The sequence below is a fragment of the Streptomyces sp. NBC_00091 genome, assembly GCF_026343185.1.
In the GTDB taxonomy this organism is placed as follows: Bacteria; Actinomycetota; Actinomycetes; order Streptomycetales; family Streptomycetaceae; genus Streptomyces.
This window is the reverse complement of the sequence record NZ_JAPEMA010000001.1, coordinates 1,092,396-1,118,450: the sequence shown is the minus strand read 5'-3', so window position 1 is coordinate 1,118,450 and position 26,055 is coordinate 1,092,396. Positions and strand designations below refer to the sequence as shown.

At 71.6% G+C, this 26,055-nt stretch carries 23 protein-coding genes and 1 pseudogene; 15 read left to right on the top strand and 9 right to left on the bottom strand.

Translation table 11 applies throughout. The features are described 5' to 3' along the window. Positions 1-230: 230 nt before the first annotated feature. The 4 genes and pseudogenes from OOK34_RS04685 to OOK34_RS04670 all read left to right on the top strand — a co-directional run. On the top strand, positions 231-929 hold the full coding sequence (locus tag OOK34_RS04685) for a hypothetical protein (protein WP_267036622.1): 699 nt from the start codon (positions 231-233) through the stop codon (positions 927-929). Beyond that, complete coding sequence (locus OOK34_RS04680; protein ID WP_267032593.1) at positions 926-1,606, top strand: DUF4166 domain-containing protein; 681 nt, start codon at positions 926-928, stop codon at positions 1,604-1,606. Before OOK34_RS04685 ends, OOK34_RS04680 begins: the two co-directional genes overlap by 4 nt. Then, the gene (locus OOK34_RS04675) at positions 1,603-2,244 is read left to right on the top strand and encodes a TetR/AcrR family transcriptional regulator (RefSeq protein WP_267032592.1); all 642 of its coding nucleotides are present in this window, start codon (positions 1,603-1,605) and stop codon (positions 2,242-2,244) included. The genes OOK34_RS04680 and OOK34_RS04675 overlap by 4 nt, the downstream gene beginning before the upstream one ends. A 644-nt stretch (positions 2,245-2,888) precedes the next feature. After that, positions 2,889-3,096 (top strand): annotated as a pseudogene (locus OOK34_RS04670) (IS5/IS1182 family transposase); the annotation flags it as partial. Between the two features lie 313 nt (positions 3,097-3,409). Here OOK34_RS04670 and OOK34_RS04665 read toward each other — a convergent pair. Beyond that, positions 3,410-3,952 (bottom strand): MraY family glycosyltransferase, encoded by a 543-nt coding sequence (locus OOK34_RS04665; protein WP_267032591.1) that lies wholly within the window; start codon positions 3,950-3,952, stop codon positions 3,410-3,412. A gap of 74 nt (positions 3,953-4,026) precedes the next feature. Beyond that, positions 4,027-5,025 (bottom strand): DUF5937 family protein, encoded by a 999-nt coding sequence (locus tag OOK34_RS04660; protein ID WP_267032590.1) that lies wholly within the window; start codon positions 5,023-5,025, stop codon positions 4,027-4,029. A gap of 84 nt (positions 5,026-5,109) precedes the next feature. Here OOK34_RS04660 and OOK34_RS04655 point away from each other — a divergent pair, with 84 nt between their 5' ends. The 4 genes from OOK34_RS04655 (at position 5,110) to OOK34_RS04640 (ending at position 9,108) form a co-directional block, all read left to right on the top strand. Beyond that, entirely contained in the window at positions 5,110-6,381 is a 1,272-nt protein-coding gene (locus OOK34_RS04655; RefSeq protein ID WP_267032589.1) for an MFS transporter, read from the top strand. A 21-nt stretch (positions 6,382-6,402) separates the two neighbouring features. Continuing rightward, on the top strand, positions 6,403-6,912 hold the full coding sequence (locus OOK34_RS04650; RefSeq protein ID WP_267032588.1) for a MarR family winged helix-turn-helix transcriptional regulator: 510 nt from the start codon (positions 6,403-6,405) through the stop codon (positions 6,910-6,912). A gap of 78 nt (positions 6,913-6,990) precedes the next feature. Further along, positions 6,991-7,320: a DUF3817 domain-containing protein gene (locus OOK34_RS04645; protein WP_267032587.1), complete on the top strand. Its 330-nt coding sequence runs from the start codon at positions 6,991-6,993 to the stop codon at positions 7,318-7,320. Positions 7,321-7,407: 87 nt separating this feature from the next. Beyond that, positions 7,408-9,108: a methylmalonyl-CoA mutase gene (locus OOK34_RS04640; protein WP_267032586.1), complete on the top strand. Its 1,701-nt coding sequence runs from the start codon at positions 7,408-7,410 to the stop codon at positions 9,106-9,108. Between the two features lie 85 nt (positions 9,109-9,193). Here the strand turns inward: OOK34_RS04640 and OOK34_RS04635 are convergent, their stop codons facing one another. Further along, positions 9,194-9,832, bottom strand: coding sequence for a TetR/AcrR family transcriptional regulator (locus tag OOK34_RS04635; protein ID WP_267032585.1), 639 nt, complete (start codon positions 9,830-9,832; stop codon positions 9,194-9,196). 231 nt (positions 9,833-10,063) lie between these two features. Here OOK34_RS04635 and OOK34_RS04630 point away from each other — a divergent pair, with 231 nt between their 5' ends. From OOK34_RS04630 to OOK34_RS04615, 4 genes are all read left to right on the top strand, one after another. After that, positions 10,064-11,056, top strand: a complete 993-nt coding sequence (locus OOK34_RS04630; RefSeq protein WP_267032584.1) for a tetratricopeptide repeat protein — start codon at positions 10,064-10,066, stop codon at positions 11,054-11,056. 597 nt (positions 11,057-11,653) lie between these two features. Continuing rightward, positions 11,654-12,304 (top strand): DUF6230 family protein, encoded by a 651-nt coding sequence (locus OOK34_RS04625; protein WP_267032583.1) that lies wholly within the window; start codon positions 11,654-11,656, stop codon positions 12,302-12,304. A 105-nt stretch (positions 12,305-12,409) separates the two neighbouring features. Then, a complete protein-coding gene (locus OOK34_RS04620; RefSeq protein ID WP_267032582.1) occupies positions 12,410-12,964 on the top strand; it encodes a DUF6114 domain-containing protein in 555 nt (184 codons plus the stop codon). Then, on the top strand, positions 12,954-14,222 hold the full coding sequence (locus tag OOK34_RS04615) for a hypothetical protein (RefSeq protein ID WP_267032581.1): 1,269 nt from the start codon (positions 12,954-12,956) through the stop codon (positions 14,220-14,222). The genes OOK34_RS04620 and OOK34_RS04615 overlap by 11 nt, the downstream gene beginning before the upstream one ends. A gap of 104 nt (positions 14,223-14,326) precedes the next feature. Here the strand turns inward: OOK34_RS04615 and pyk are convergent, their stop codons facing one another. The 3 genes from pyk to pta all read right to left on the bottom strand — a co-directional run bounded on the left by pyk (position 14,327) and on the right by pta (position 19,155). Then, positions 14,327-15,757 carry a pyruvate kinase gene (gene pyk / locus OOK34_RS04610; protein ID WP_267032580.1) on the bottom strand — a complete coding sequence of 477 codons (1,431 nt, stop codon included), beginning with the start codon at positions 15,755-15,757 and terminating at the stop codon, positions 14,327-14,329. A gap of 62 nt (positions 15,758-15,819) precedes the next feature. Beyond that, positions 15,820-17,034: an acetate kinase gene (locus OOK34_RS04605; RefSeq protein ID WP_267032579.1), complete on the bottom strand. Its 1,215-nt coding sequence runs from the start codon at positions 17,032-17,034 to the stop codon at positions 15,820-15,822. A 33-nt stretch (positions 17,035-17,067) separates the two neighbouring features. Further along, complete coding sequence (gene pta / locus OOK34_RS04600) at positions 17,068-19,155, bottom strand: phosphate acetyltransferase (protein WP_267032578.1); 2,088 nt, start codon at positions 19,153-19,155, stop codon at positions 17,068-17,070. Positions 19,156-19,424: 269 nt separating this feature from the next. Between pta and OOK34_RS04595 the strand changes: the two genes are divergently transcribed. Then, positions 19,425-20,450, top strand: a complete 1,026-nt coding sequence (locus OOK34_RS04595; RefSeq protein ID WP_267032577.1) for an ATP-dependent 6-phosphofructokinase — start codon at positions 19,425-19,427, stop codon at positions 20,448-20,450. Positions 20,451-20,473: 23 nt separating this feature from the next. Here OOK34_RS04595 and OOK34_RS04590 read toward each other — a convergent pair whose 3' ends face one another. Then, on the bottom strand, positions 20,474-21,166 hold the full coding sequence (locus OOK34_RS04590) for a helix-turn-helix domain-containing protein (RefSeq protein WP_267032576.1): 693 nt from the start codon (positions 21,164-21,166) through the stop codon (positions 20,474-20,476). Between the two features lie 338 nt (positions 21,167-21,504). On the opposite strand from OOK34_RS04590, the gene OOK34_RS04585 reads away from it, so the two are divergent. Together OOK34_RS04585 and OOK34_RS04580 are read left to right on the top strand one after the other, a co-directional pair. Then, positions 21,505-21,897 (top strand): MerR family transcriptional regulator, encoded by a 393-nt coding sequence (locus OOK34_RS04585; protein ID WP_267032575.1) that lies wholly within the window; start codon positions 21,505-21,507, stop codon positions 21,895-21,897. A gap of 40 nt (positions 21,898-21,937) precedes the next feature. Then, positions 21,938-22,282, top strand: coding sequence for a thioredoxin domain-containing protein (locus OOK34_RS04580; protein WP_323183394.1), 345 nt, complete (start codon positions 21,938-21,940; stop codon positions 22,280-22,282). Here OOK34_RS04580 and glgB read toward each other — a convergent pair. Next, the gene (gene glgB, locus OOK34_RS04575) at positions 22,272-24,578 is read right to left on the bottom strand and encodes a 1,4-alpha-glucan branching enzyme (RefSeq protein ID WP_267032574.1); all 2,307 of its coding nucleotides are present in this window, start codon (positions 24,576-24,578) and stop codon (positions 22,272-22,274) included. The genes OOK34_RS04580 and glgB overlap by 11 nt on opposite strands. Next, on the bottom strand, positions 24,575-26,032 hold the full coding sequence (locus OOK34_RS04570) for a phosphotransferase (protein WP_267032573.1): 1,458 nt from the start codon (positions 26,030-26,032) through the stop codon (positions 24,575-24,577). The genes glgB and OOK34_RS04570 overlap by 4 nt, the downstream gene beginning before the upstream one ends. Positions 26,033-26,055 lie beyond the last annotated feature (23 nt).

Below are 26,055 nucleotides of genomic sequence, written 5' to 3'. Positions count from 1 at the left end.
ACCTCGCCGAGGGCTGAGCCGCCCGCCCGCACTCTTTCCGAGGCTTTCCGAAGGCTTTCCGAAAAGCGCCCCCCGCCCGCCGGCGGGGGGCGCTTTTCGTGTGCCCGGGACCCATCCGGGTGTGGCCGGGCTCACAGTTGAGCGGTCGCTCAAGTCTTTGAGCGACCGCTCAAAATCGCCTACCTTCCGTTTTGAGCGACCGCTCAAAACGAGGGAGGGGGGACGTGGCGATGGGCCTGTACGTCGAGACGGTGATCCGCACCGGGATGGACGAGCTGTGGGAACGCAGCCAGGACCCGGCGCAGCACCAGCGGTGGGACCTGAGGTTCACCTCGATCGACTACCTCCCGCGCGCCGAGGGCAAGCCCCAGCGCTTCCGCTATGCCACCCGCGTCCTGCCCTTCCTCTCCGTCGCCGGCACCGGGATCTCCGCCGGCGAACGCCACCGCCCCGACGGGACCCGGGTCTCGGCCCTGCGCTTCGCCTCGGACCACCCGCTGTCTCTGCTCGCCGAGGGCAGCGGCTACTGGCGCTACGTCCCCGGCCCCGACGGGATCCGCTTCCTCACCGGCTACGACTACCGGCCGCGGTGGGGCCGCTTCGGCGCACTCGCCGACCGGCTGGTGTTCCGTCCCCTCATGGGCTGGGGCACCGCCTGGTCCTTCGACCGGCTGCGGCTGTGGTGCGAACGCGGCACCCCGCCCGGCCGCGCGCTCGCCCGGGCCCTCGCCGAGACCGCCCTGCGCGTCCTGCTCTGCGCCGCCGCCCTGGCGTACGCCCCGCCCGCCGCCGCGCTGCCCGTACTGGCCGCCGCGCTGCTGCTGCCGCCGCTGCCGGGCACCCCGGCCGCCCGCCGCTGCCTGCGCACGCCGCCCGGCCGCGCAGCCGCCCCCGCCCCCCGCCTGCTGACCACCCTGGAGCCGTCGTGACCTCCATCTTCCGGGCCCACATGGGCGCCGACTTCGACCGTCTGCACCCGCAGATCCAACGCCGCTTCTCCGTCGGCCTGGACAGCGGGGAAGGCTGCGTCGGCCGCGGCACCATGGAGCGGATCTGGCACGGCCGCAGCTTCGTCAAGCCCTTCCTCCGGCTCGGCGGGACCCGCAACATCCTGGTCCCGCGCGAAGGGCGGAACATCCCCTTCGTCATCGAGAACCTCCCCTACACCGACTGCTTCGGGCGGGAGACCGTCACCTTCGTCCGCACCTTCCAGCTCCCGGACGGGCCGCGCCGGTTCGACGCCACGATGGTCCACAGCCCCGAACGCGACTGCGTCCTCGACTACCTGGGCACCCACCAGCACCTCGCCAGCGACCTGCACATGAGCGCCGAGCCCGACGGCTCGCTGCTCATCCGCTCCGGCGAGCACCGCTTCCGCGAGGGCCCGGTCGACGTCCGCGTGCCCGAGCTGATCGGCGGCGACGCGGAGGTGCGCGAGTCCTTCGACGACGCCACCGGTCGGTTTCGGATCCGGGTGCGGGTGGTCAACCGCCGCTTCGGGCCGCTCTTCGGGTACGAGGGCTCCTTCACTGCCGAGTACGTCGACGCCCGCGCGCACGGGGTCCGCGGCGGCCTGCGGCCCGTCCGCGAGGAGGTCCGGGCGTGAGCGCGGGCAGTGCGGCCACCAAGGAGAAGCTCCTCGAAGGCGCCCTGAGCACGCTGGTGGAGCAGGGCATCGCCAAGGCCTCGGCCCGGACCATCGCGGCCACCGCCGGGGTGGGGCAGGGGCTGATCTTCTACCACTTCGGCTCCGTGGACGAGCTGCTCGCGGCCGCCTGCCGGTACGGGGCCGAGCAGCGGGTCGACCGCTACCGCGACCGGCTCGCCGCGCTGGGCAGCCTGCCCGAGCTGCTGGAGTTCGCCCGGGAGATGCACGCCGAGGAGCGGGCCGCCGGGTACGTCGCGATGCTCGGGCAGCTGCTGGCGGCCGGGCAGAACTCGCCCTCCCTGGCGGCGGCGACCGCGGCGGGGCTGGGGCTGTGGATCGAGGAGCTGGAGGCGGTGCTGGAGCGGCTGCTGGCGGCGACCCCGCTGGCCGGCTTCGCCGACCCGGCGGGGCTGGCGCGGGCCACGGCGGCGTCGTTCGTCGGCATCGAGCTGTACGAGGGGGTGGACCCGGAGGGGGCCGGGCGGGCGCTGGACGCGCTGGAGCAGCTGGCCGCGCTGGCCGCCGTCCTGGAGGGGCTGGGGCCGCTGACGCAGCGCGCCGTCCGCCACGGCCTCCGGCGGGGCACCCGCGACTGACCCCCGGCGCCGCCGGGAGCCGCTGCGCGGAGCGGGTCCCCTACCCGCCCTTCCACCGTTCTCGCCCTCAATCGCCGGGCGCGGCTCCAAACACGGCGCTACCGCTCCCGCGCCTCAAACGCCGGCGGGGCTGGATTTTGCCGGCCGCTGTTGTTTCCGCAGTGACTGTGTCCCGTGCAGGTCGTGTCTCATAACGGCACCCAGATGACGGCCGTCCTGTCCTGCTTGTGGGACTCCTGGGTCGCTATGCCAGCTGGGAGGGAGTTCACCGGCTCGGGCTAGCGGACGTCAGGCCACCTGTCCTCGACGGCGAGCGACTTCTGCAAGCGGGCCCGAGCGCGGAAGAGATGGAGGTTGGCGGGGCCGTCTGGAGCTCGCGCACGAAGCCGGTCGGCGCGCTGGTCGTCTGGCACCGAGCTACGAACGCGCACTCACCCACTGGAACACGGCACTCGGCGGGACGGCAGACGATTGCCGAGCCGGCCGTCACGAAGCCCGGCCGGCCCGAGTGATCCTCGGGGCGTGGCCGGAGGTCACCAAAGTTTCCAGTCAGGAGACGCTCCTTTGACCTGGCAGCTCGAAGTCGATGGCCCATCGCCGGATCTGGTCCAGAGTCGGGCTCTTGGCGCCGGCTACAGGAGGAGCTCCTGCACCGCCTGGACGACGCCGGCCTGCTCGGCTTCTCCCGCGCGGTCTTGGACTCCGCCCACGTTCGGGCCCAAAAAGGGCGCACTCACAGGTCCCCCGAGCCCCGTGGACTGGGGCAAGGCGGGTTCCAAGATGCATGTCCTAGCGGACGCGAACGGACTGCCCCTCCTCGTCGGCGTCACCGTGGCCAACACCCACCCCAGCCGACCAACATCCCCGCACCGTAGCGACGTTGGAAAGGATCATTCCTCATGCGAAGATGTCGCAAGGTAGACAAACGTGAGGTGGGTTATGTCAGATGATCCTGCTCCCAATCCGCCAAGGAAGATCACGGATCGAGATCTTGCGCGCCTGATGAAGCGCGGCGCAGAAGAACTCGCCAATGATCCAACCGCGGCGAAAACCTACGAGCGAATTCAGTACAGAGAGAACCTAGAAGAGGACCGAGATCACAGGGAGCGGTCTGATCGCTCTGCGGTCATCGGATTTCTGGTGGGAGTGGCGATTCTGGCCATTGTCATCGTTGTCTCCATCGCAACCTACGAGCCGTAACGTAGGGCATGAGCAGCGGAGTCAGTCCGGCAGTCGCGATTCCAGCGATTAGCCATGTCGCTCCGCTTTCGCGACGCACCGAGTGGCCCACAACTCCGAACGACAGCAAGGCGGACCAGAAGTACATCACCAGCACCGCTCTCGGGTGGGTATACCCAATCCGCAAAAGGCGATGGTGGAAGTGTTCTCTGTCTGCCGCAAACGGAGACTGCCCGCGCAGCACGCGCCGCGCCACCGCCATGACAAGGTCAGCGAGGGGGAGCGCGATGATCACTCCCGGCAGCAGGAATGCCAGATACAACGGCGTTGATGCGTAGACCGCGCTCTGCTCGCCGCCCAGCTGGTTGGCGAGCGCATCAGGATCCACCTGACCGAGGAATGAGACGCAGGCACCTGCAAGCAGCAACCCCAGGAGCATCGAACCGGAGTCACCCATGAAGATGCGGGCCGGGTGGGTATTGTGCACCAAGAATCCGGCGCATAGCCCGACTGCGATTGCCGACAGCATGGGGACGGAGTCTGGGGGAGGGTGAAGGGCGGGTAGGGGACCAGCCCCGCGCAGCGGCCCCCCGCCCCGGGAGGTCAGGCGGTGGAGGCTGAGGTCAGGGCGATGCCCAAGGGGGTGCGTTCGTAGAGGACCTGGTGGCCCTGGCGGAACGGGAGCAGGAGTCCCGCCGCCCGGAGGGCCTTCAGGTGGGCGGACACCGTCGACGGGGCCAGGCCCAGCCGGTGCGCGAGCGCCGTGGTCGAGGCGGGCTCGGCCAGGGCGCACAGCACCTCCGCCCGGGCCCGCCCCAGCAGCCCCGCCAGGGCCCGCGGCGCCGGACCGGCCCCGGCCGTCCACAGCGCGCCGATGCCCCGCGCCGGGTACACCAGCGCCGGCTGCCACGGCGGGTCGAAGCCGCCGACCACCTCCGGCCAGACGAAGGCGCTCGGCATCAGCAGCAGCCCCTGCCCGCCGAGTTCGCGGTCGTGGTGGGACGGGCGCTCGATGGTCAGGGTCTGCTCCTCCCCGTGCCAGTGCAGGTCCGGGTGGAGCCCGTCGAGGAGCGCCTGGAGCCCGCCCGCCGCCAGCCGGCGGGAGTGGAACAGCACGTCCGCCTCCAGCAGGGCCCGCAGCCGGGTCCAGTGCGGGGCGATCAGCAGCCCCCAGGCCCGCTCGTACAGATCGGCCAGCTCCCCCACCGCCCGCGCGGGATCCGCCAGCATCCGCTGCCCGATGTCGCTGTCCACCGCCCCCGGGGTGCAGACCAGCGCCCGCCGCAGGTCCTCGCGCGCGGCCTCCGGGTCGCCGGCCGCCGCCCGCACCCGGGCCAGCTCCTCCCCGAAGGTGACGGACGGGCCGGCCGGGGGCGGGCTCAGCAGGTCCGGGTTGTGCCCCTTCCTCGGCATCAGCAGCCACAGCGGACGCAGGTCCAGGCCGGCCGCGGCGGACCGGACCCGGCTCAGCCAGGGCAGGTGGTACGCCTGCCGGTGCGGGCGCAGCAGGACCCGTACGGCCTCCTGCGTCTCCCAGAGCGGAGAGATCGCGAACCGGCACCGGAGCAGGTCGGCCGGCCCGAACCGGTAGTGGAACCCCAAGGTGTCGCCTCCCGGCGGGGCCGCAGATTCGGACTGGAGCGAATCTCTCGGCCGGCCAGCCTAGCCGCCGAGAGGCTCCGGACCATGCCGACCGACAGAGAACCGACCGCCCCGGCCGACCAGGGCACCGCCCGGCCCGCCCCCGACGCCGCCCCCGGCCCGGGGTACCGCGCCGTGTTCGGCGTCCGCGAGTTCCGGGCCGTCTTCGCCGCGCACCTGCTGTCCCTGCTCGGTGTCGTCGTCGCCGAGATCTCCCTCACCGTCCTCGTCTACCGCGCCACCGGCTCCCCCCTCATGAGCGCGCTCACCTTCGCCCTCGGCTTCCTCCCCTACGCCCTCGGCGGCACCCTCCTCGCCCCGCTCGCCGACCGCCACCCCGCCCGGCGGGTGCTCGTCGCGTGCGACCTGCTCTGCGCCGGCTGCGCGGCGGCCATGGTCTGGCCGGGGACGCCCGTCGCGGGGATCCTCGTACTGCGCTGCGCCATGGCCTTCGTCGCGCCCCTGTTCCAGGGCGCCCGCAGTGCCTCCCTCGCCGAGATCCTCGGGCCCGGCGAGGCCTTCGTACTGGGCCGCTCGCTGCTGCGCATGGTCGCGCAGAGCGCCCAGCTCGTCGGCTTCGGCCTCGGCGGCCTGCTGCTGACCGTCCTCGCGCCGCGCGGGGCGATCGCCCTCACCGCCGCCGGGTTCCTGGCCTCCGCGCTGCTGCTGCGCCTGGGTACGAAGGCCCGGCCCGCCCGGGCCAACGGCATCCGGCCCTCCCCGCTCGGCGGGCTCCGCGAGCTGCTCGGCGAGCCCCGGCTGCGGGCGCTCACCCTGCTGTGCTGGCTGCCGCCCGCCTTCGCCGTCGTACCGGAGGCGCTGCTCACCCCGTACGCCGAGGGCATCGGAGCCGGGACCGTCACCCTCGGGGTGCTCATGTGCGCGCTGCCCGTCGGCACGGTCGCGGGTGAATTCTGGGCCGGGTCCGCCCTCACCGCCCGAACGCGTTCGCGGATCACGGCCCCGCTGGCCGCCGTCGCCCTGCTCCCGCTCCTCGTCTACGCCGTCCGCCCCGGCCCGGCGCTCGTGCTGGCGGCGCTGCTCCTGGCCGGGCTGGCGCACGCGTACACCCTCGGCCTGGACCGGATGTACGTGGACGCCGTCCCCGAGGAGCTGCGCGGGCGGGCGATGACCCTGCTGAGCACCGGCCTGATGACCTTTCAGGGCGTCGGCATGGCCCTCGCCGGTGCCGCCGCCGAGTTCCTCCCGGCGCACGTGGTGGTCACCGGCGCCGCCGTGCTCGGCACGGCCGTCGTCGCGCTGCTGCTGGCCGGACTGCGGCGGCCGAGGAATGAGACGGGGGTGGCCGTCAAATGACCTCCCGGTAGGGTCTGGTGGATGCCCAAGCCGCTCAGCCTTCCCTTCGACCCCATCGCCCGCGCCGACGAGCTCTGGCGGCAGCGCTGGGGGCCGGTGCCGTCCATGGCGGCCATCACCTCGATCATGCGCGCCCACCAGATCCTCCTCGGCGAGGTCGACGCGGTGGTGAAGAAGTACGGACTGACCTTCGCGCGGTACGAGGCGCTCGTGCTGCTCACCTTCTCCCAGGCGGGGGAGCTGCCGATGTCGAAGATCGGCGAGCGCCTGATGGTCCACCCGACCTCGGTGACGAACACCGTGGACCGGCTGGTGAGGTCCGGTCTGGTGGCCAAGCGCCCCAACCCGCACGACGGGCGCGGCACGCTCGCCTCCATCACGGAGAAGGGCCGCGAGGTGGTCGAGGCGGCGACGAAGGACCTGATGGCGGTCGACTTCGGCCTCGGGGTGTACGACGCGGAGGAGTGCGCGGAGATCTTCGCGCTGCTCCGCCCGCTGCGGGTGGCCGCCGCCGACTTCGAGGAGAACTGAGCAGCGGGACGGGCGGAGCCGAGGCCAGGGCCGGGGCCGCGTCAAGATCGCGCAAAACGGACGGTTAGGCTCGACGGCATGAAACGAAGCGTGCTGACCCGCTACCGCGTCATGGCCTACGTGACCGCGGTCATGCTCCTGATCCTCTGTGCCTGCATGGTGGCGAAGTACGGCTTCGGCACCGGCGCCGGCCTGACCCTCGCGGTCTCGCAGGTCCACGGCGTGCTCTTCATGATCTACCTGGTCTTCGCCTTCGACCTGGGCTCCAAGGCCAAGTGGCCCTTCGGCAAGCTGCTGTGGGTGCTGGTCTCGGGGACCATCCCGCTGGCCGCCTTCTTCGTCGAGCGCGGCATCCGCGCCGAGGTCGAGCCGCTGCTCACCGACGGTCTGGCGACCGCGAAGGCCTAGGTTCCGGCTGGAGCCGATTGCCCCCGGGGAGACTCCCCGGGGGTTTGCCATCGACATTTACTAGGACGTCCTAGTAAATTCATGGGTATGGATGCTGACGCCATCGAGGAGGGCCGCCGCCGCTGGCAGGCCCGGTACGACCAGGCCCGCAAGCGCGAGGCCGATTTCACGACGCTCTCCGGAGATGACGTCGATCCCGTCTACGGGCCCCGGCCCGGCGACTCGTACGAGGGATTCGAGCGCATCGGCTGGCCGGGGGAGTACCCCTACACCCGCGGCCTGCACGCCACCGGCTACCGCGGCCGGACCTGGACCATCCGGCAGTTCGCCGGATTCGGCAACGCCGAGCAGACCAACGAGCGCTACAAGATGATCCTGGCCGCCGGCGGCGGCGGGCTCTCCGTCGCCTTCGACATGCCGACCCTGATGGGCCGCGACTCCGACGACCCGCGCTCCCTCGGCGAGGTCGGCCACTGCGGCGTCGCCATAGACTCCGCCGCCGACATGGAGGTCCTCTTCCGGGACATCCCGCTCGGCGACGTCACCACCTCGATGACCATCAGCGGCCCCGCCGTGCCCGCCTTCTGCATGTACCTGGTCGCCGCCGAGCGCCAGGGTGTCGACCCGGCCGTGCTCAACGGCACGCTCCAGACCGACATCTTCAAGGAGTACATCGCCCAGAAGGAGTGGCTCTTCGAACCCGAGCCGCACCTGCGCCTCATCGGCGACCTCATGGAGTACTGCGCGAACGGCATCCCCGCCTACAAGCCGCTCTCCGTCTCCGGCTACCACATCCGCGAGGCCGGGGCCACGGCCGCGCAGGAGCTCGCCTACACCCTGGCCGACGGCTTCGGCTACGTGGAACTCGGCCTCTCCCGCGGCCTGGACGTCGACCACTTCGCCTCCGGCCTCTCCTTCTTCTTCGACGCGCACCTCGACTTCTTCGAGGAGATCGCCAAGTTCCGCGCCGCCCGCCGCATCTGGGCCCGCTGGATGAAGGAGGTCTACGGGGCGAAGTCCGACAAGGCCATGTGGCTGCGCTTCCACACCCAGACCGCCGGTGTCTCCCTCACCGCGCAGCAGCCGTACAACAACGTCGTGCGCACCGCCGTCGAGGCCCTCGCGGCCGTCCTCGGCGGCACCAACTCCCTGCACACCAACGCCCTCGACGAGACCCTCGCCCTGCCGAGCGAGCAGGCCGCCGAGATCGCGCTGCGCACGCAGCAGGTGCTGATGGAGGAGACCGGCGTGGCCAATGTGGCCGACCCGCTGGGCGGCTCCTGGTACGTCGAGCAGCTCACCGACCGCATCGAGGCCGACGCCGAGAAGATCTTCGACCAGATCAAGGAGCGCGGCCTGCGCGCCCACCCGAACGGGCAGCACCCGATCGGGCCGATCACCTCGGGCATCCTGCGCGGCATCGAGGACGGCTGGTTCACCGGGGAGATCGCCGAGTCGGCCTTCCAGTACCAGCGCTCGCTGGAGAAGGGCGACAAGCGGGTCGTCGGCGTCAACGTCCACCACGGGTCGGTCACCGGGGACCTGGAGATCCTCCGGGTCAGCCACGAGGTGGAGACCGTCCAGGTGCGGGAGCTGGCGGCGCGCAAGGGCCGTCGCGACGACGCCAAGGTCACCGCCTCGCTCAAGGCCATGCTGGACGCCGCCCGGGACGGGTCGAACATGATTCCGGCCATGCTGGACGCGGTGCGCGCCGAGGCCACGCTGGGCGAGATCTGCAACGTCCTGCGCGAGGAGTGGGGCACCTACACCGAGCCGCCGGGCTTCTAGCAAAAGGTGTGGAACGGCCGGTCATGATCCCCGTACGGTGGCGGACATGACCGGCTTTCCCGTTCCCGTACCCGGTGTGAGGGCCTCAGGCCCGGGCCGGGCCCTGGAGGCCGTGCATCAGGAGGGCGGTGAAGGCCGTCACCCACAGTTCGTCCACCGGCTCGCAGCTGACCAGCGCCCGGTGCACCACCGTGCCCGCGATCACGTCGAAGATGAGGTCCGTGGTGTGCCCGGCCAGGGACTCGTCCTCCTCGTACGGGAGTTCGCCGCGGGCCTGCGCCCGTTCGCGACCCAGTACGACGAGACGTTTCTGCCGGTCCACGATCGCCGACCGGATCCGGTCCCGCAGGGCCTCGTCCCGGGTGGATTCCGCGACCACCGCCATCAGGGCCGTACGGGCCTCCGGTCGCCGCAGCAGCCCCGCGAACTGGAGCACCACGTACTCGATGTCGGCTTCGAGCGAGCCCCGGTCGGGGAGTTCCAGCGCGTCGAACAGTTCCGCGACGGCGTCCACGACCAGCTCGTTCTTGCCCGCCCAGCGCCGGTAGAGGGTGGTCTTCGCGACCCCGGCGCGGGCCGAGACGTCCCCCATCGTCAGCTTCGACCAGCCCAGCTCCACCAGCGCGTCCCGGGTCGCCGCGAGGATCGCGGCGTCCGCAGCGGCGCTGCGGGGGCGGCCGGTGCGGCCGGGCGGGGGGCTGGTGCCGGGGCTGGGGTTGCGCATGGCCGAGACCATACCCGTCGGTAGGGGAACCGGCGGGGGGGCTGTTCGCTGTGGTTCAGATCACGGGGCGCGCGGGCCCCGGGGGAGTTACGCTACGGCTCGTAGCGTAAGAGCGACAACCACGCGAAGCTACTGGCGTCAGGTGGGGACCCGGCGCCGCACAACGCACAACGCAGGACGATCTTTCGGGATCCTTTTCGTCGGCGCGCGCACAGGGGGGAGGATGTACGCATGCAGCCCAGAAACATGTCCATGAGCGGTGTCGTCGACCTCGCCGCGGTGAAGGCGGCCGGCGAAGCCAAGGCCAAGGCCGAGCAGGCGCGCGCGGACGCGGCCCGGCAGACCGGCGGCGACGCGGGCAGCGCGCCCGGCGGCGCCGTACCGCCGTCCGCGCTCGTCTTCGACGTAGCCGAGGCCGGCTTCGAACGCGATGTACTCCAGCTCTCCAACGAGGTCCCGGTCGTCCTCGACTTCTGGGCCGAGTGGTGCGAGCCGTGCAAGCAGCTCGGCCCGCTGCTGGAGCGCCTCGCCGTCGAGGCCAACGGCCGCTTCGTCCTGGCGAAGATCGACGTCGACGCCAACCAGATGCTGATGCAGCAGTTCGGCATCCAGGGCATCCCGGCCGTCTTCGCCGTGGTCGCGGGCCAGGTGCTGCCGCTGTTCCAGGGCGTGGCGCCCGAGCAGCAGATCCGCGAGACCCTCGCCCAGCTGGTCCAGGTCGCCGAGGAGCGCTTCGGCCTCATCGGCCTCCAGGTCGACCCCGGCGCCGAGGGCGCCCCGGCGGCCCCCGCCGAGCTGCCGGCCGGTCCGTACGACGCGCTGCTGGAGGCGGCGGTCGTCGCGCTGGACGCGGGTGACCTGGGCGGCGCCGTGCAGGCGTACAAGAACGTACTGGCCGACGACCCGGCCAACACCGAGGCGAAGCTGGGCCTGGCCCAGGCCGAGCTGCTCTCCCGGGTGCAGCACCTGGACCCGCAGGCGGTGCGCGCCGAGGCGGCCGCGAACCCGAAGGACCCGGCCGCCCAGATGGCCGCGGCCGACCTGGACCTGGCCGGCGGGCACGTGGCCGACGCCTTCGGGCGGCTGGTGGACACCGTGCGGGTGACCTTCGGCGAGGAGCGGGACTCGGTACGGGTCCGGCTGCTGGAGCTGTTCGAGGTGATCGGGACGGACGACCCCCGGGTCTCGGCGGCCCGTACGGCGCTGGCGCGCGTGCTCTTCTAGCCCGGCGCTCCGGTCGCCGGTCCGGTCCTCGGTCCGGGCGTCGGCGATTTGTTGACACAGAGATAAACAGCGGCCGCGTTTTGCCAAAACTTGGTAATCGCGGCTGCTGTTACTCGCAGTAAATCGAACCCCGTGAACTGTCCGGTTGGTTCGCTCTTCTCCCCTTCTGTCGTGGCCCAGGGTGACACCCTGTGTGGCCACTGGATGGCACCGGGTCAGGCTCCGGTTATCCAGCCGTTACCCGCCAGTAACGAACCCCCTTGTGCCCCGGCCGGGAATGGACCACGATCGGCGACGCTCGGTCCTTCCCACAGCCCCGCTCACCCGGAGCCGCGGTGGAGGGTCCCCACCGGGCCGGCCGGTGGCAGTGGCACCGGCTGTGGACAGGGGGGTCTCTGCCACACCGGCAGGGCCTGTCCTCCAGGTTGCGCGAACGCGTGGCCCAGTGGTTGTCGCTCGGGGGTGAACGCCGGTGTATCGGACGCGGCTGCGCCGCGGCTCGGCCGCCTGCGCTCCTTCCCGAGGACGTAGCACTTCTCCCATCCCAGGACGGGCTCGGCCCGGACCGGAGATGTACGTCCGAGAAGGAGGAACAAGATGAGTTCTCAGGTTCGTGGCGGGACCAGATGGAAGCGCTTCGCGCTCGTCATGGTGCCGAGCATCGCGGCCACCGCCGCGGTCGGTGTGGGTCTGGCGCAGGGTGCCCTCGCGGCGTCCTTCAGCGTTTCGGGCCAGGACTTCAAGGTGTCGGCCGACAAGCTCGACGGTGACGACCTGCTCCAGTACGGCAGCGTCGCCGAGGGCAAGGGGCTTGACGGCAAGACCGTGAAGCACCCGGTCACCATCTCCGGGTTCAGTCGCGCCGAGATCACCAACATGTGCCAGTCCCTGGTCACCCCGGTCCCGGGCGTCGGCCCCATCACGATGCAGCTGCGCACCGGCAACAAGGGCACGCCCGCCGTCGCGCACAACATCTACCTGGACGTCGCCGAGCTCGACACCGACGCCACGTTCACCGACCTGGACATCGGTGTCGCGGTGGGCGACGCGACCGACAAGGACCACCCGACCGCGCCGCAGGCCAACACGGTGTCGAACGGCGCCCTGTTCTCGCAGCGTGCCAAGAAGGCCGTGCTGACGAAGGTCCGTCAGAAGGCCTGGGCGACGACGGCGGGTACCTTCACGCTGCCCGACCTCAAGCTGCGCCTGCTCAGCGGCGACAAGCCGTGCTACGAGGACGAGAAGTAGTCGATCCTCGTCGAGCGACCGCGGGGGCGGGCGGCGGACGCCGTCTTCCGCCCTCGCGGGCTCCACAGATTTCTCCGTACCACCGTTTCCAGGGAGCTGTTGTCCATGAACCCCGAGGCCCCGGTTCGCGCCGCAGACGACCACTGGCTCACCGTCGTGCACCACCGTTTCCGCGCCTGGCGGGGCAGCCGTCCCTTCTGGGCGGGTCTCTTCACGTCCCTGGGCGGCGTTCCGATCGCCTACTTCCCCTACGCGGACCTCCGGCTGGGCAACGTCACCATCGCCATGGCCACGACCGCCGGCGCGGGCTCGCTGATCATCGGCATCCTGCTGATCACCCTGGGCTTCGCCCTCTGGTTCCAGCAGGGCATCAGGGTGTTCGCGGGTGTCGCCTCGATCCTCCTGGCCCTGGTCTCGCTGCCGGTGTCCAACCTGGGCGGATTCTTCCTCGGCTTCCTGTTCTCCCTGCTCGGCGGAGCGCTCGCGCTGTCCTGGGCTCCGGGAGAGCCGGTGGAGGAGGACCCCGAGGACGCGGCGGCCGCCAAGGCCGAGGACTTCGCAGGCGGACCCTGGGAGGTCCCCGGTCCCCGTGACACGGAAACGGCGTACGCGACCGAGACGAATGCCCACGCCGATGGCGGGAGGAACAGTGCCGGGTGACGAGACGCAGCGGGGCATGGCCCCCGGTGCTGAGCCCCGTGTGAGAAGGGGCCCGCGCCACGCGGCGCCCAGGAAGTCACTGCTGAACAAGCTCCAGATACCCGTCGGCAAGACGATGGCGCTCGCGGCGATGCCGACAGCGGTGTTCGTCGGGATGGGCATCGCCCCGAAGATGGCGCTGGCCGACGACAAGGACATCCCCTTCGCGCCCGGCCCGTGCGTGACCCGGTCCGACGAGCCCACGCAATCGGCCTCGCCGACGCCGTCGACGTCCACATCGACGTCGCCGTCGCCCTCGGTCTCCGCCTCACCCGGTGCGAGCCCGTCCCCGGGCGCGAGCAAGGCCCCGAAGCCGACGGCGAGCCCCTCGGCCTCCCCGTCCGCCAAGCAGCCCGAGGCCCCGAAGACGAGTGCCTCCCCGTCCCCGTCGGCCACCAAGACGGCCAACCCGCTGGACCCGCTGGGCGTCGGTGACGCCCTCAAGGGCCTGGTCGACGGTCTCGGCAAGCCCCTCCAGGACGCGAAGCAGCCGGCCACCCCGGCGCCCGCGCCCACCCCGAGCGCGACGAAGACCGCCGATCCGGCGGCCGACGCGATCCGCGAGGCCGCGAAGAAGGCGGGCGTCAAGGTCGAGGAGCTGCCGCAGGACGTCAAGGACACCGTCAAGACCCCGAAGGACGAGACGGGCAAGACACCCGCCAAGGACGGCGGCAAGGCCTCGCCCAGTCCCACCGCCTCGGCGACGGTGGACCCGGACGGGAAGCAGCCCTTCCCCTGCCCGACCTTCGACGCCAAGGCCCTGGCCGACGCCAAGCTCGAGCAGGGCATCCCGCTCCTGCCCGACGAGCCCTGGTACCTGGACAGCTCCCTGCTGACCCTCTACGGCCTGGACTACGAGGGCATCGTCGAGGTGAAGACGGCGGGCGGAAAGACCAAGAAGGTCCTGAAGTTCACCGCGGACTCGCTGGACATCAAGGACCTCTACCAGACGGTCGGCAAGACCGGGAACGTCGCCCACCTGAAGTCGCGCCCGGGCTCCACGTCCACGATCCGGGGCGCGAAGGTGACGATGTACACCGAAAGCCTCAAGGGCAACCTCTTCGGGCTCATCCCGATCGAGTTCACCCCGAACAGCCCGCCGCCCCTGAACGTCCCCTTCGCGTTCTTCACGAACGTCAAGGTCGTCCAGGCCGGCCAGTTCGGCGGCGACCTCACGGTCCCGGGCCTGAAGAACTACGTCGGCCCGCCGGAGGGGTAGCGCGCCGGACGTGCGACGCGCGACGAAAACACCGAGGGCGGCACCCCGGGTCTCCGGGGTGCCGCCCTCGGTCTCTGTGCGGCAGAGTCAGGCGGGGTCGGGCATCAGGCGGGGTTGTCGCCGCCCAGGTGGTGGACGCGGACCATGTTGGTCGTGCCCGGGACGCCGGGGGGCGAGCCGGCCGTGATGATCATGGTGTCGCCCGCGTTGAAGCGCTGGAGCTTGAGCACCTCGGCGTCGACCAGGTCGACCATCGCGTCGGTGTTGTCCACGTGCGGGACGATGGCCGACTCGACGCCCCAGCTCAGCGTGAGCTGGTTGCGGGTGTTGACGTCGGTGGTGAAGGCCAGGATCGGCTGCGTGGCGCGGTAGCGCGACAGCCGGCGGGCCGTGTCACCGGACTGGGTGAAGGCGACCAGCGCCTTGCCGTCGAGGAAGTCCGCGATCTCGCAGGCCGCGCGGGCGACGGAGCCGCCCTGGGTACGCGGCTTCTTGCCCTGGACCAGGGGCTGGAGGCCCTTGGCGAGCAGCTCCTCCTCGGCCGCCGTGACGATCTTCGACATCGTCTTGACGGTCTCGATCGGGTAGGCGCCCACCGAGGACTCGGCGGAGAGCATGACCGCGTCGGCGCCGTCGAGGATGGCGTTGGCCACGTCGGAGGCCTCGGCGCGGGTCGGGCGGGAGTTGGTGATCATCGACTCCATCATCTGGGTCGCGACGATCACCGGCTTGGCGTTGCGGCGGCACATCTCGATGAGCCGCTTCTGGACGATCGGGACCTTCTCGAGCGGGTACTCGACGGCCAGGTCGCCGCGGGCCACCATGACCGCGTCGAAGGCCGCGACGACGGCCTCCATGTTCTCGACCGCCTGGGGCTTCTCCACCTTGGCGATGACGGGGACCCGGCGGCCCTCCTCGTCCATGACGCGGTGGACGTCCTTGACGTCGTTGGCGTCGCGGACGAAGGACAGGGCGACCATGTCGCAGCCCATCCGCAGCGCGAAGCGCAGGTCGTCGACGTCCTTCTCCGACAGGGCGGGGACGTTCACGGCGGCACCCGGCAGGTTGATGCCCTTGTGGTCCGAGATGACACCGCCCTCGATGACGATGGTCTTGACCCGCTGGCCCTCGACCTCCGTCACCCGGAGCTCGACGTTGCCGTCGTTGATCAGGATCTGGTCACCCTTGGCGACATCGCCCGGGAGGCCCTTGTAGGTGGTGCCGCAGATGGACTTGTCGCCCGGGACGTCCTCGGTGGTGATGACGAACTCGTCACCGCGCACCAGCTCGACGGGACCCTCGGCGAAGGTCTCGAGACGGATCTTGGGGCCCTGGAGGTCGGCGAGGACGCCGACCGCGCGCCCGGTGTCCTCGGAGACCTGCCGGACGCGGTCGTACCGCTCCTGGTGTTCTGCCTGGGATCCGTGGCTGAAGTTGAATCGGGCCACGTTCATACCTGCCTCGATGAGCGCTTTCAGCTGCTCATACGAGTCGACGGCGGGGCCCAGCGTGCAGACGATTTTGGAACGGCGCATGAAGCGGATCCTATCCGTTTGTTTCGTAGCGGAATATTCCGTCTGGTGGAAAGTCCAAGTGACTAACCGGTAACCAGCGCGTACGCCTGGGAGGCGATCTCCAGTTCCTCATCGGTCGGGACCACGGCCACGGCCACCCGCGCGTCCTGCGCCGACACCAGACGGGGCTCGGAGGACCGCGCCGCATTGGCCTCCAGGTCCAGCGCGAGGCCCAGCTCCTCCAGACCCGCGACCGCGGCCGCCCGGACGGCGGAGGCGTTCTCGCCCACGCCCGCGGTGAAGACCACCGCGTCCACCCGGCCCAGTACCGCCGTGTAGGCGCCGATGTACTTCTTCAGACGGTGGACGTAGGACGCCAGCGCGAGGCGGGCCGCCTCGTCGCCCTCGTCCGCGCGCCGCTGCACCTCGCGCATGTCGTTGTCGCCGCACAGACCCAGCAGACCGCTCTTCTTGTTGAGGAGCGAGTCGATCTCGTCGACGGACAGCCCGCCCACCCGGGCCAGGTGGAAGACGACCGCCGGATCCAGGTCGCCCGAACGGGTTCCCATGACCAGGCCCTCCAGCGGGGTCAGGCCCATGGAGGTCTCCACGCACACCCCGCCGCGCACCGCCGAGGCGGAGGCGCCGTTGCCCAGGTGGAGCACGATCACGTTCACGTCCTCCACCGGCCTGCCCAGCAGCGCGGCCGTCGCCCGCGAGACGTAGGCGTGGGAGGTGCCGTGGAAGCCGTACCGCCGGATGGCGTACTTGTCGGCCGTCGCCGCGTCGATCGCGTACCGCGCCACGTGCTCCGGCATCGTCGCGTGGAAGGCGGTGTCGAAGACGGCCACCTGCGGGAGGTCCGCGCGCAGCTCGCGCGCCACCTCGATGCCGGTCACGTTCGCCGGATTGTGCAGCGGGGCCAGCGGGATCAGGCTGCGGATCTCCGCCAGCACCTCGTCGTCGATCACCGTCGGCCGGGTGAAGCGGGTCCCGCCGTGCACCACCCGGTGGCCCACGGCCGCCAGCTCGGGGGAGTCCAGGCCCAGGCCGTCGGCGGCCAGTTCGGCCGCGACCGCCCGCAGGGCGGCCCCGTGGTCGGCGATCGCACCGAGCCGCTCGCGCTTGCCGCCCCCGGCGCCCGCACCGGTGAGCGGCTCGTGCACGAGGCGCGAGGTCTCCTCGCCGATGCGCTCCACCAGGCCGACGGCGAGGCGGGAGCGGTCCGCCATGTCGAGGAGCTGGTACTTCACCGACGAGGAGCCGGAGTTGAGGACGAGTACGCGCGTTGCGGTCACGGTGAGGGGTCTTTCCTTCGAGTGCGGTCGGGACTACTGGGCCTGGGGCAGGGGCTGGGACTGCGCCTGGATCGCGGTGATCGCCACCGTGGTGACGATGTCCTGGACCAGCGCGCCGCGCGAGAGGTCGTTGACGGGCTTGCGCAGGCCCTGGAGCACCGGGCCGACCGCGACGGCGCCCGCCGAACGCTGCACGGCCTTGTACGTGTTGTTGCCCGTGTTCAGGTCGGGGAAGATCAGCACGCTCGCCCGGCCGGCCACGTCGGAGTCGGGCAGCTTGGTCGCGGCGACCGAGGGCTCCACGGCGGCGTCGTACTGGATCGGGCCCTCGACGGCCAGGTCGGGGCGCTGCTCGCGGATGATCTCGGTGGCCTTGCGGACCTTCTCCACGTCCGCGCCGGAGCCCGAGGTGCCCGTCGAGTACGAGAGCATCGCGATCCGCGGCTCGACGCCGAAGGCGGCGGCGGTGGCCGCGGACTGGACGGCGATGTCCGCGAGCTGCTCGGCGTCGGGGTCCGGGTTGACCGCGCAGTCCCCGTAGACGAGGACCCGGTCGGCCAGGCACATGAAGAAGACCGAGGAGACGATCGAGGCCTCGGGCTTGGTCTTGATGATCTCGAAGGCCGGGCGGATGGTGGCGGCGGTGGAGTGCACCGAGCCGGAGACCATGCCGTCGGCCAGGCCCTGCTGGACCATCAGGGTGCCGAAGTAGTTGACGTCGGTGACCACGTCGTGGGCCAGTTCGACGGTCATGCCCTTGTGGGCTCGGACCTTGGCGTAGTACTCGGCGAAACCTTCCCGCATGGGAGAGGTCGCCGGGTCGATCAGCTGGGCGGCCGAGATGTCGACGCCGAGGTCGCCGGCCTTCTTCAGGATGGCCTGCTCCTCGCCCAGCAGGGTCAGGTCGCAGACCCCGCGGCGCAGCACCACGTCCGCGGCGCGCAGGACGCGCTCCTCGGTGCCCTCGGGCAGCACCACGCGGCGCCGCTCGGAGCGGGCCCGCTCCAGCAGCTCGTGTTCGAACATCATCGGGGTGACGCGCTCGGAGCGGGCCACCGACAGCAGCCCGCGCAGCTCGGCGGTGTCCACGTGCCGCTCGAAGAGGCCGAGCGCGGTCTCCAGCTTGCGCGGGGTCGCGGAGTTCAACCGGCTCTGCAGCGAGAAGAGTTCGGCGGCCGTCGGGAAGCTGTTGCCGGCCACCGAGACCACCGGGGTGCCGGGCGCGAGCTTCGAGGCCAGCGTGAGGATGTCCTTGGACGGGCGCTCGTTCAGGGTCAGCAGCACACCGGCGATCGGCGGGGTGCCCGAGGTGTGCGCGGCCAGCGCGCCGATGACCAGGTCGGAGCGGTCGCCGGGGGTGACGACCAGGCAGCCGGGGGTCAGGGCGTTCAGGAAGTTCGGCAGCATCGCGCCGCCGAACACGAAGTCCAGGGCGTCGCGGGCCAGCCCGGCCTCGTCGCCCAGCAGCACCTCGCCGCCGAGCGCCCGGGTGATCTGGGCGACCGTCGGGGCGGACAGGGACTTGTCGTCCGGCAGGACGTAGCAGGGGACGGGGAGGCGGGCCGCGAGCCGCTCGGCTATGACGTCCCGGTCCTCGGGGGCCACCCGGTTGACGACCATCGCCACCACGTGGCAGCCCAGGCTCTCGAAGGCCCGGTGGGCGCTCTGGGCCTCGGCGCGAACGGACTCGGCGGGGTGCTTGGTGCCGCCCACGACGGGAACGACGACCGCGCCCAGCTCGTTGGCGAGGCGGGCGTTCAGCGCCAGCTCGTCGGGCAGGTTGGTCTCGGCGTAGTCGGTGCCGAGGACCAGCATGACCTCGTACTCGCGGGCCACCCGGTGGTAGCGGTCGACCAGCCGGGAGACCAGCTCGTCGGTGCCCTTCTCGGCCAGGATGGCGGAGGCCTCCCGGTACTCCATGCCGTAGGCCGTCGTCGCGTCCTGGTCGATCCGGTAGCGGGCCTTGAGGAGGTCGAAGAGCCGGTCCGGCCCGTCGTGCAGCAGGGGGCGGTACACGCCGACCCGGCCCGTCTGGCGGGTCAGGAGCTCCATGATCCCCAGCTCGACGACCTGCCGGCCGTCTCCCCGCTCGATACCGGTCACGTACACGCTGCGCGTCACGCGGGCTCTCCGTCCCATGCTGTGAATGTCTGATTGGTGGGGCTCGACCTCTTGACAATACCCCTGTCAGTGGATAGGGCGCTCCTGGGAAAAAGCCCCTCAGGGAGGGACGAAAGGCCTGGTGGGTGGAGTAGCGCGGAGAGCGCGCCCCTCTCGGAACGTGGAACAATCGGACAGGCGTCATCAATACGCCCTACATCTGTACGGCCGGCCGAGCGCACCACCCCCGCGCACGGCCGGGTACGACCAGGAGCAGGAGACACAGGACGATGCGTATCGGAGTTCTCACCGCAGGCGGCGACTGCCCGGGCCTGAACGCTGTCATCCGGTCGGTCGTACACCGGGCCCTGGTCGGACACGGGGACGAGGTCATCGGCTTCGAGGACGGCTTCAAGGGCCTCCTCGACGGCCACTACCGCCCCCTCGACATCAATGCCGTCAGCGGCATTCTCGCCCGCGGCGGCACGATCCTCGGCTCGGCGCGCATGGAGCGCGCCCGGCTGCACGAAGCCGCCGAGAACGCGCACGAGTTGGCGAAGCGGTACGGAATCGACGCGCTGATCCCGATCGGCGGCGAGGGCACCCTGACGGCCGCCCGGATGCTCTCGGACGCCGGGATGCCGGTCGTCGGCGTACCGAAGACCATCGACAACGACATCTCCTCCACCGACCGCACCTTCGGCTTCGACACCGCCGTCATGGTCGCCACCGAGGCCATCGACCGCCTCAAGACCACCGCCGAGTCGCACCAGCGCGTGATGGTCGTCGAGGTCATGGGCCGCCACGCGGGCTGGATCGCCCTGGAGTCCGGCATGGCCGGCGGCGCCCACGGGATCTGCCTGCCGGAGCGCCCCTTCGAGGTGGACGCCCTGGTGAAGATGGTGGAGGAACGATTCGCCCGCGGCAAGAAGTTCGCCGTCATCTGCGTCGCCGAGGGCGCGCACCCCGCCGAGGGCTCCATGCCGTACGAGAAGGGCGCCATCGACCAGTACGGTCACGAGCGCTTCGCCGGCATCGGCAACCGCCTGGCCATCGAGCTGGAGCACCGCCTCGGCAAGGAGGCCCGCCCGGTCATCCTCGGCCACGTCCAGCGCGGCGGCGTGCCGACCGCGTACGACCGCGTCCTGGCCACCCGCTTCGGCTGGCACGCCGTCGAGGCCGTGCACCGCGGGGAATTCGGCAACATGACCGCCCTGCGCGGCACCGACATCGTGATGGCCCCGCTGGCCGCGGCGACCACCGAGCTGAAGACGGTCCCCGAGAACCGGATGTACGAGGCCGAGTCGGTCTTCTGACCGGCCCTACGGCCCGGTCTGTCCTATCCCGCACCGCCGGACAGGGCCCAGAACCGGTCGGTGATCCCGTGGAGGAACTCCCGGCCCGAGTCCCCGGTCCCGGCCGTGCCCTCGGCGCCGCCCCAGCTGAGGGTGGCCACCATCCGCGACTGGTAGTCGTTGTGGAGGAGTTCCAGGATCCGCTCCAGGTGGGCCTTGGGCACCGGAAGCAGCTTGCCCAGCGGTTTCACGTACGCCTGCCAGCGGGTGGTCACCGCGCTGCGCAGCAGGTCGGCGAGTTCTGCCTGCTTGCCGGTCACCGTCACGAACTGCGCGAGGGTCAGGCCGAGCACCGAGGCGAGGGCGGCGGACTGGCGCTCGTTGCCCTTCCAGCGCCCGGTGTCCTCCATCTTCCGGTACGCGTTCGCCTCCACCCCGATCCGGCGGGCCAGGTCCTCGGGGTCCATGCCCCGGGCGATGCGGTGTTCCCGCAGGGTGACGGGCTCGGCGAGCAGCTCCCCGGGGGAGCACCAGAGCACGCCGGCCAGCGCCGTGAGCTCGGCGGAGCTGGGCGACAGCTCGCCCCGCTCCCAGGCCATCACGGTCTCTGGTGCGACGAGCAGTCCGTACTGGGCCCGGAGGCCGTAGGCGACATGACCGGGGGCCATGCCCAGGGCCGCGCGCAGGCGACGCGCGGCGGGGGCATTGAAAGGGGGGCTGGAGTGCACAGGGCACACGGTAGAAGTGGCCAAGGCGTAACGACTACAGACCGTTCAAACAAGCTCATAACTCGTAGGAAAGTCCTATGGAGTTCATGACTTTGGGCGGTTTTCCCGGCGACTGTCCGGTAATCGGATCGTGGGAAGATCCATTTACAGCGTACGGATTTGGCCACTCCATTTCAGGTGCCCCGGAAAGCCCGTCGAGTGATCCCCGTCACAAGGATTGAACCGGGCGCCCGCGCCATACGTGATCCATACCGGGGCCCTCGCATACGGGGGTAGCGAGGGCCCCCGAACACTGCGCGAACTCCTCCCCTTCCCTTGACGTCGGCGTCAAGGAATACGGTCGGTCCATGCGCATCGGCGAACTGGCGAAGCGGGCCGGGACCAGCACCCGGACGCTCAGGTACTACGAGTCACGCGGGCTGCTCGCGGCCCGGCGGACCGGCAACGGCTACCGCGACTACGACGAGGACGACCTGCGCCTCCTGCGCCAGATCCGGACCCTCCAGGACTTCGGCTTCGAGCTGGAGGAGACCCGGCCGTTCGTCGACTGCCTGCGCGCCGGCCACCCGGCCGGGGACTCCTGCCCGGCCTCGCTCGCCGTGTACCGCCGCAAGCTCGCCGAGCTGGACGGCCTGATCGGCCAGCTGGCCGACGTGCGCGAGCAGGTCGCGCACCAGCTGGCCGCGGCCGAGGAGGCCGCCGGCGAAGCGGCCGCGCCGCGCTGCGAAATGACCGGATGAGCCATGAGCCACGAGCCATGAGGGACGAGAGGGGAACCACATGATCCACGCACGGGGTGTGGCGGAAGTGACCGACGCGGACTTCGCGACGGAGGTACTGGCCGAGCGGGGGCGGCACGTGCTGGTGGAGTTCACCGCGGACTGGTGCGGCCCCTGCCGTCAGCTCGCCCCGGTGCTCTCCGCGGTCGCCGCCGAGCGGGCCGACCGCCTCAAGGTCGTCCAGATCGACGCGGACAGCAACCCCGAGGCCGTCACGCGCTACGGGGTGCTGTCCATGCCGACCATGTTCGTCTTCCGAGACGGCGAGCCCGTCCGGCAGATCGTCGGGGCCCGCGCCAAGCGCCGGCTCCTTCAGGAGCTGGACGAGGCCCTGGTCACGGCCTGAGCCAGACCGTCGCCATCGGCGGGAGCGTCATCCGCAGGCTCGCCGCACGCCCCTGCGCCGGAACCGGCTCGGGCTTCAGCGGCCGGCCGTGGTGGACGCCGCTCCCGCCGTACGCCTCCAGGTCCGTGTTGAGGACCTCCCGCCACAGCGGAACCTCCTCCGGCACCCCGATCCGGTAGCCGTGCCGCACCACCGGGGAGAAGTTCGACACGCACAGCAGCTGCGAACCGTCCTGCGCGTACCGCAGGAAGGCGAACACGTTGTCCTCCGCGGCGTCCGCCTCTACCCACCCGAAGCCCTCCGGGACCGTGTCCCGCTCCCACAGCGCGGGAGCCGCCGCGTACGTGCGGTTCAGGTCGCGCACGAGGTCCCGTACCCCCCGGTGGTCACCGGCCGCCGGATACGAGGAGTCCAGCAGCCACCAGTCCGGCCCGTAGCTCTCCGACCACTCCGAGCCCTGTGCGAACTCCTGCCCCATGAAGAGCAGTTGCTTGCCCGGATGGGCCCACATGAAGCCCAGGTACGCGCGGTGCGTGGCCCGCTGCTGCCACCAGTCGCCCGGCATCTTCGACACCAGCGAGCGCTTGCCGTGCACCACCTCGTCGTGCGAGATCGGCAGCACGTAGTTCTCGCTGAAGGCGTACACCATCCCGAAGGTCATGTCGTGGTGGTGGTACTTGCGGTGCACCGGCTCCTTCGACACGTACCGCAGGGTGTCGTGCATCCAGCCCATGTTCCACTTCAGCCCGAAGCCCAGCCCGCCCGCGTCCGTGGGCCGCGTGACCCCCTCCCAGGCCGTGGACTCCTCCGCGATCGTCACCACCCCCGGGCAGCGCCGGTACACCGTCGCGTTCATCTCCTGGAGCAGCGCCACCGCGTCCAGGTCCTCCCGCCCGCCGTGCTCGTTCGGCGACCAGTCGCCCTCGCCGCGCGAGTAGTCCAGGTACAGCATCGAGGCCACGGCGTCCACGCGCAGCCCGTCCACATGGAACTCCTGGCACCAGTACACGGCGTTGGCGACGAGGAAGTTACGGACCTCCTTGCGCCCGTAGTCGAACTCCAGCGTCCCCCAGTCCGGGTGCGCGGCCCGCCGCGGATCCTGGTGCTCGTACAGCGGCCGGCCGTCGAACTCGGCGAGCGCCCAGTCGTCGCGCGGGAAGTGCGCGGGCACCCAGTCGACGATCACCCCGATCCCGGCCCGGTGCAGCGAGTCCACGAGGAGGCGGAAGTCGTCCGGGGTGCCCATCCGCGAGGTCGGCGCGTAGAAACCGGTGACCTGGTAGCCCCAGGAACCGCCGAAGGGGTGCTCGGCGACCGGCATGAACTCCACGTGCGTGAACCCGAGCTCCTTCACGTACGCCGGCAGCTGGTCGGCCAGCTGCCGGTACGAGAGCCCCGGCCGCCAGGACGCCAGGTGCAGCTCGTACACCGAGAACGGCGCCTGGTGCGCCGGACGCGCCGCGCGCGTGGCCATCCACTCCGCGTCCTGCCACACGAACCGCGAGGCGGTCACCACCGAGGCGTTGGCCGGCGGGACCTCCGCGTACTGCGCCATCGGGTCGGCGCGCAGGGTGTGGCTGCCGTCCGGGCGTGTGATGTCGTACTTGTACAGGGCGCCCTCGCCGACTCCGGGCAGGAACAACTCCCACACCCCGCTCGCGCCGAGCGAGCGCATCGGGTAGGCCACCGAGTCCCAGTACGAGAAGTCCCCGGTGACCCGCACCCCCCGCGCGTTCGGCGCCCACACCGTGAACCGGGTGCCGGCCACGCCCTGGTGCTCCATCGGCCGGGCGCCCAGCGCCGTCCACAGCTCCTCGTGTCTGCCCTCGCCGATCAGGTGCAGGTCCAGCTCCCCGAGCGCCGGCAGGAACCGGTACGGGTCGTGGACCTCGACCTCGTCGCTGTCGTACGTCACCAGCAGCCGGTAGTCCGGCACCCCGGTCAGCGGCAGCAGCCCGGAGAACAGCCCGTCCCCGTCGTCGAAGAGCTCGGCCCGCAGCCCCTTGGCCACGATCGTGACGGCCTTCGCGTACGGGCGCAGCACCCGGAAGGCGACCCCGCCCCGCTGGGTGCGGGCCCCCAGCACCCCGTGCGGGTCGTGGTGGCGGCCCTCCAGCAGCCGGGCCCGCTCCTCCGCGCCCAGCGCGGGGGCCGGCCGGACCCCGTGCGGTGGGGCGGCCCGGCGGGCCTTGGCCCCCCGCGGTACGGGCGGTCGGGGCCGTTTGGCGGACTCGGGTGCGGCTGCGGCTGCGGCTTCCTCGCGGACGGTCGGTGACGGCTGTCGTGCGGCGCTCACGCGAGCGGCCTCCTCGGGGGCTTCGGGTGGGGGGTGGGGGTGGTGCCGGGGACCGGCGGGGGCATGCGGTGGGCGGGACGCTGGGGCTGCGACAGGCGGCGGATCGCCGCCATCGGGACGTGCAGCCAGTCGGGGCGGTGCCGGGACTCGTACCGGGCCTCGTACACCGCCTTGTCGGTCTCGTACGCCCGCAGCAGGACCGGGTCCTCGCGCGGGTCGCGGCCGGTGGTACGGGCGTAGCCCTCGCAGAACGCGGTCCGGCAGGCGTCCGCCCAGGCGGGGGCGAACGGCCGGTGCGAGCGGGCGGCGTAGTCGAAGGAGCGCAGTATCCCGGCGATGTCGCGCACCGCCGGTTCGGGACGGCGGCGGTCGGCCAGCGGCCGGGCCGGCTCCCCCTCGAAGTCGATCAGCGCCCAGCTGCCGTCGGCGGTGCGCAGGGTCTGGCCCAGGTGCAGGTCCCCGTGGATGCGCTGCGCGGGCACCCCGGCCCCCCGGGAGGCGGCCAGCGCGTCGAAGGCGCCGCGCAGCCCCGCCTCGTAGGCCCGCAGCGCGGGGACCTCGCGGCAGGTGGCGGCCAGCCGGGCGGTCATCCCGGCGGCGAGCCGGGCGGTCTGCTCGGGGCCCAGGGCCAGGGTGGGCAGGGCGGCCGCCAGCGCGCTGTGCACCTCGGCGGTGGCCCGGCCCAGCGCGTGCGCCTCGGCGGTGAAGTCCGCCCCGGCCCCGAGTCTGCGCAGGGCCAGCTGCCAGCCGTCGTCGGAGCCGCGCAGGTAGGGCTGGAGGACGCCCAGGGTCAACGGTTCTCCACCGGCCAGCTCGGCCTCGTACCAGGCGACCGGGGCGGGCACGCGGGCGCAGCCGGCGGCGGCCAGGGCGCGCGGCAGCTCCAGGTCCGGGTTGACCCCGGGGCCGACCCGGCGGAACACCTTCAGGATGTACGAATCCCCGTAGATCAGGGATGAGTTGGTCTGTTCCCCGGACAGCGGCCGGGGCGCGAGCCCGGCCGGGACGGGCGTGTCCGGGTCCCGGTCGAAGCGGAGCGGGCCCAGCACCCCGGGGGCGCGCAGCCGCTCCAGCAGCAGGGAGGCCAGCCGGGGGTCGCCCAGCGCCTCGTACACGGCCCTGCCCGCGTACGGGCCGGCCGGGGCGTGCCCGATCAGCGCGGGCGCGAGGGCGGGCGGCAGCGGGGACGGGCGGATGCCCAGGAGCAGTTGGTAGCAGTCCCCGTCCACGTCGAGCAGCAGGTGCAGCAGTCCGGGGGCGGAGCCCGGCGGCAGCAGTTCGGCGACCGAGACGGCCTCGATGCGGCCGATCCGGCGCCCCTTGCCGGCGAACCAGCGTTGTGCGGGCAGCCAGTCCCGCAGCATCGGTTCCAGTACGGCGGTCCCGGTGGTTCCCGTGGCCCCGGTGGCCCGGTCGGCCGTCAGCCGGCTCCGGGCGGATGCAGCCTCCGACATGGCGTCGCGTCCTTTCCCCGGGC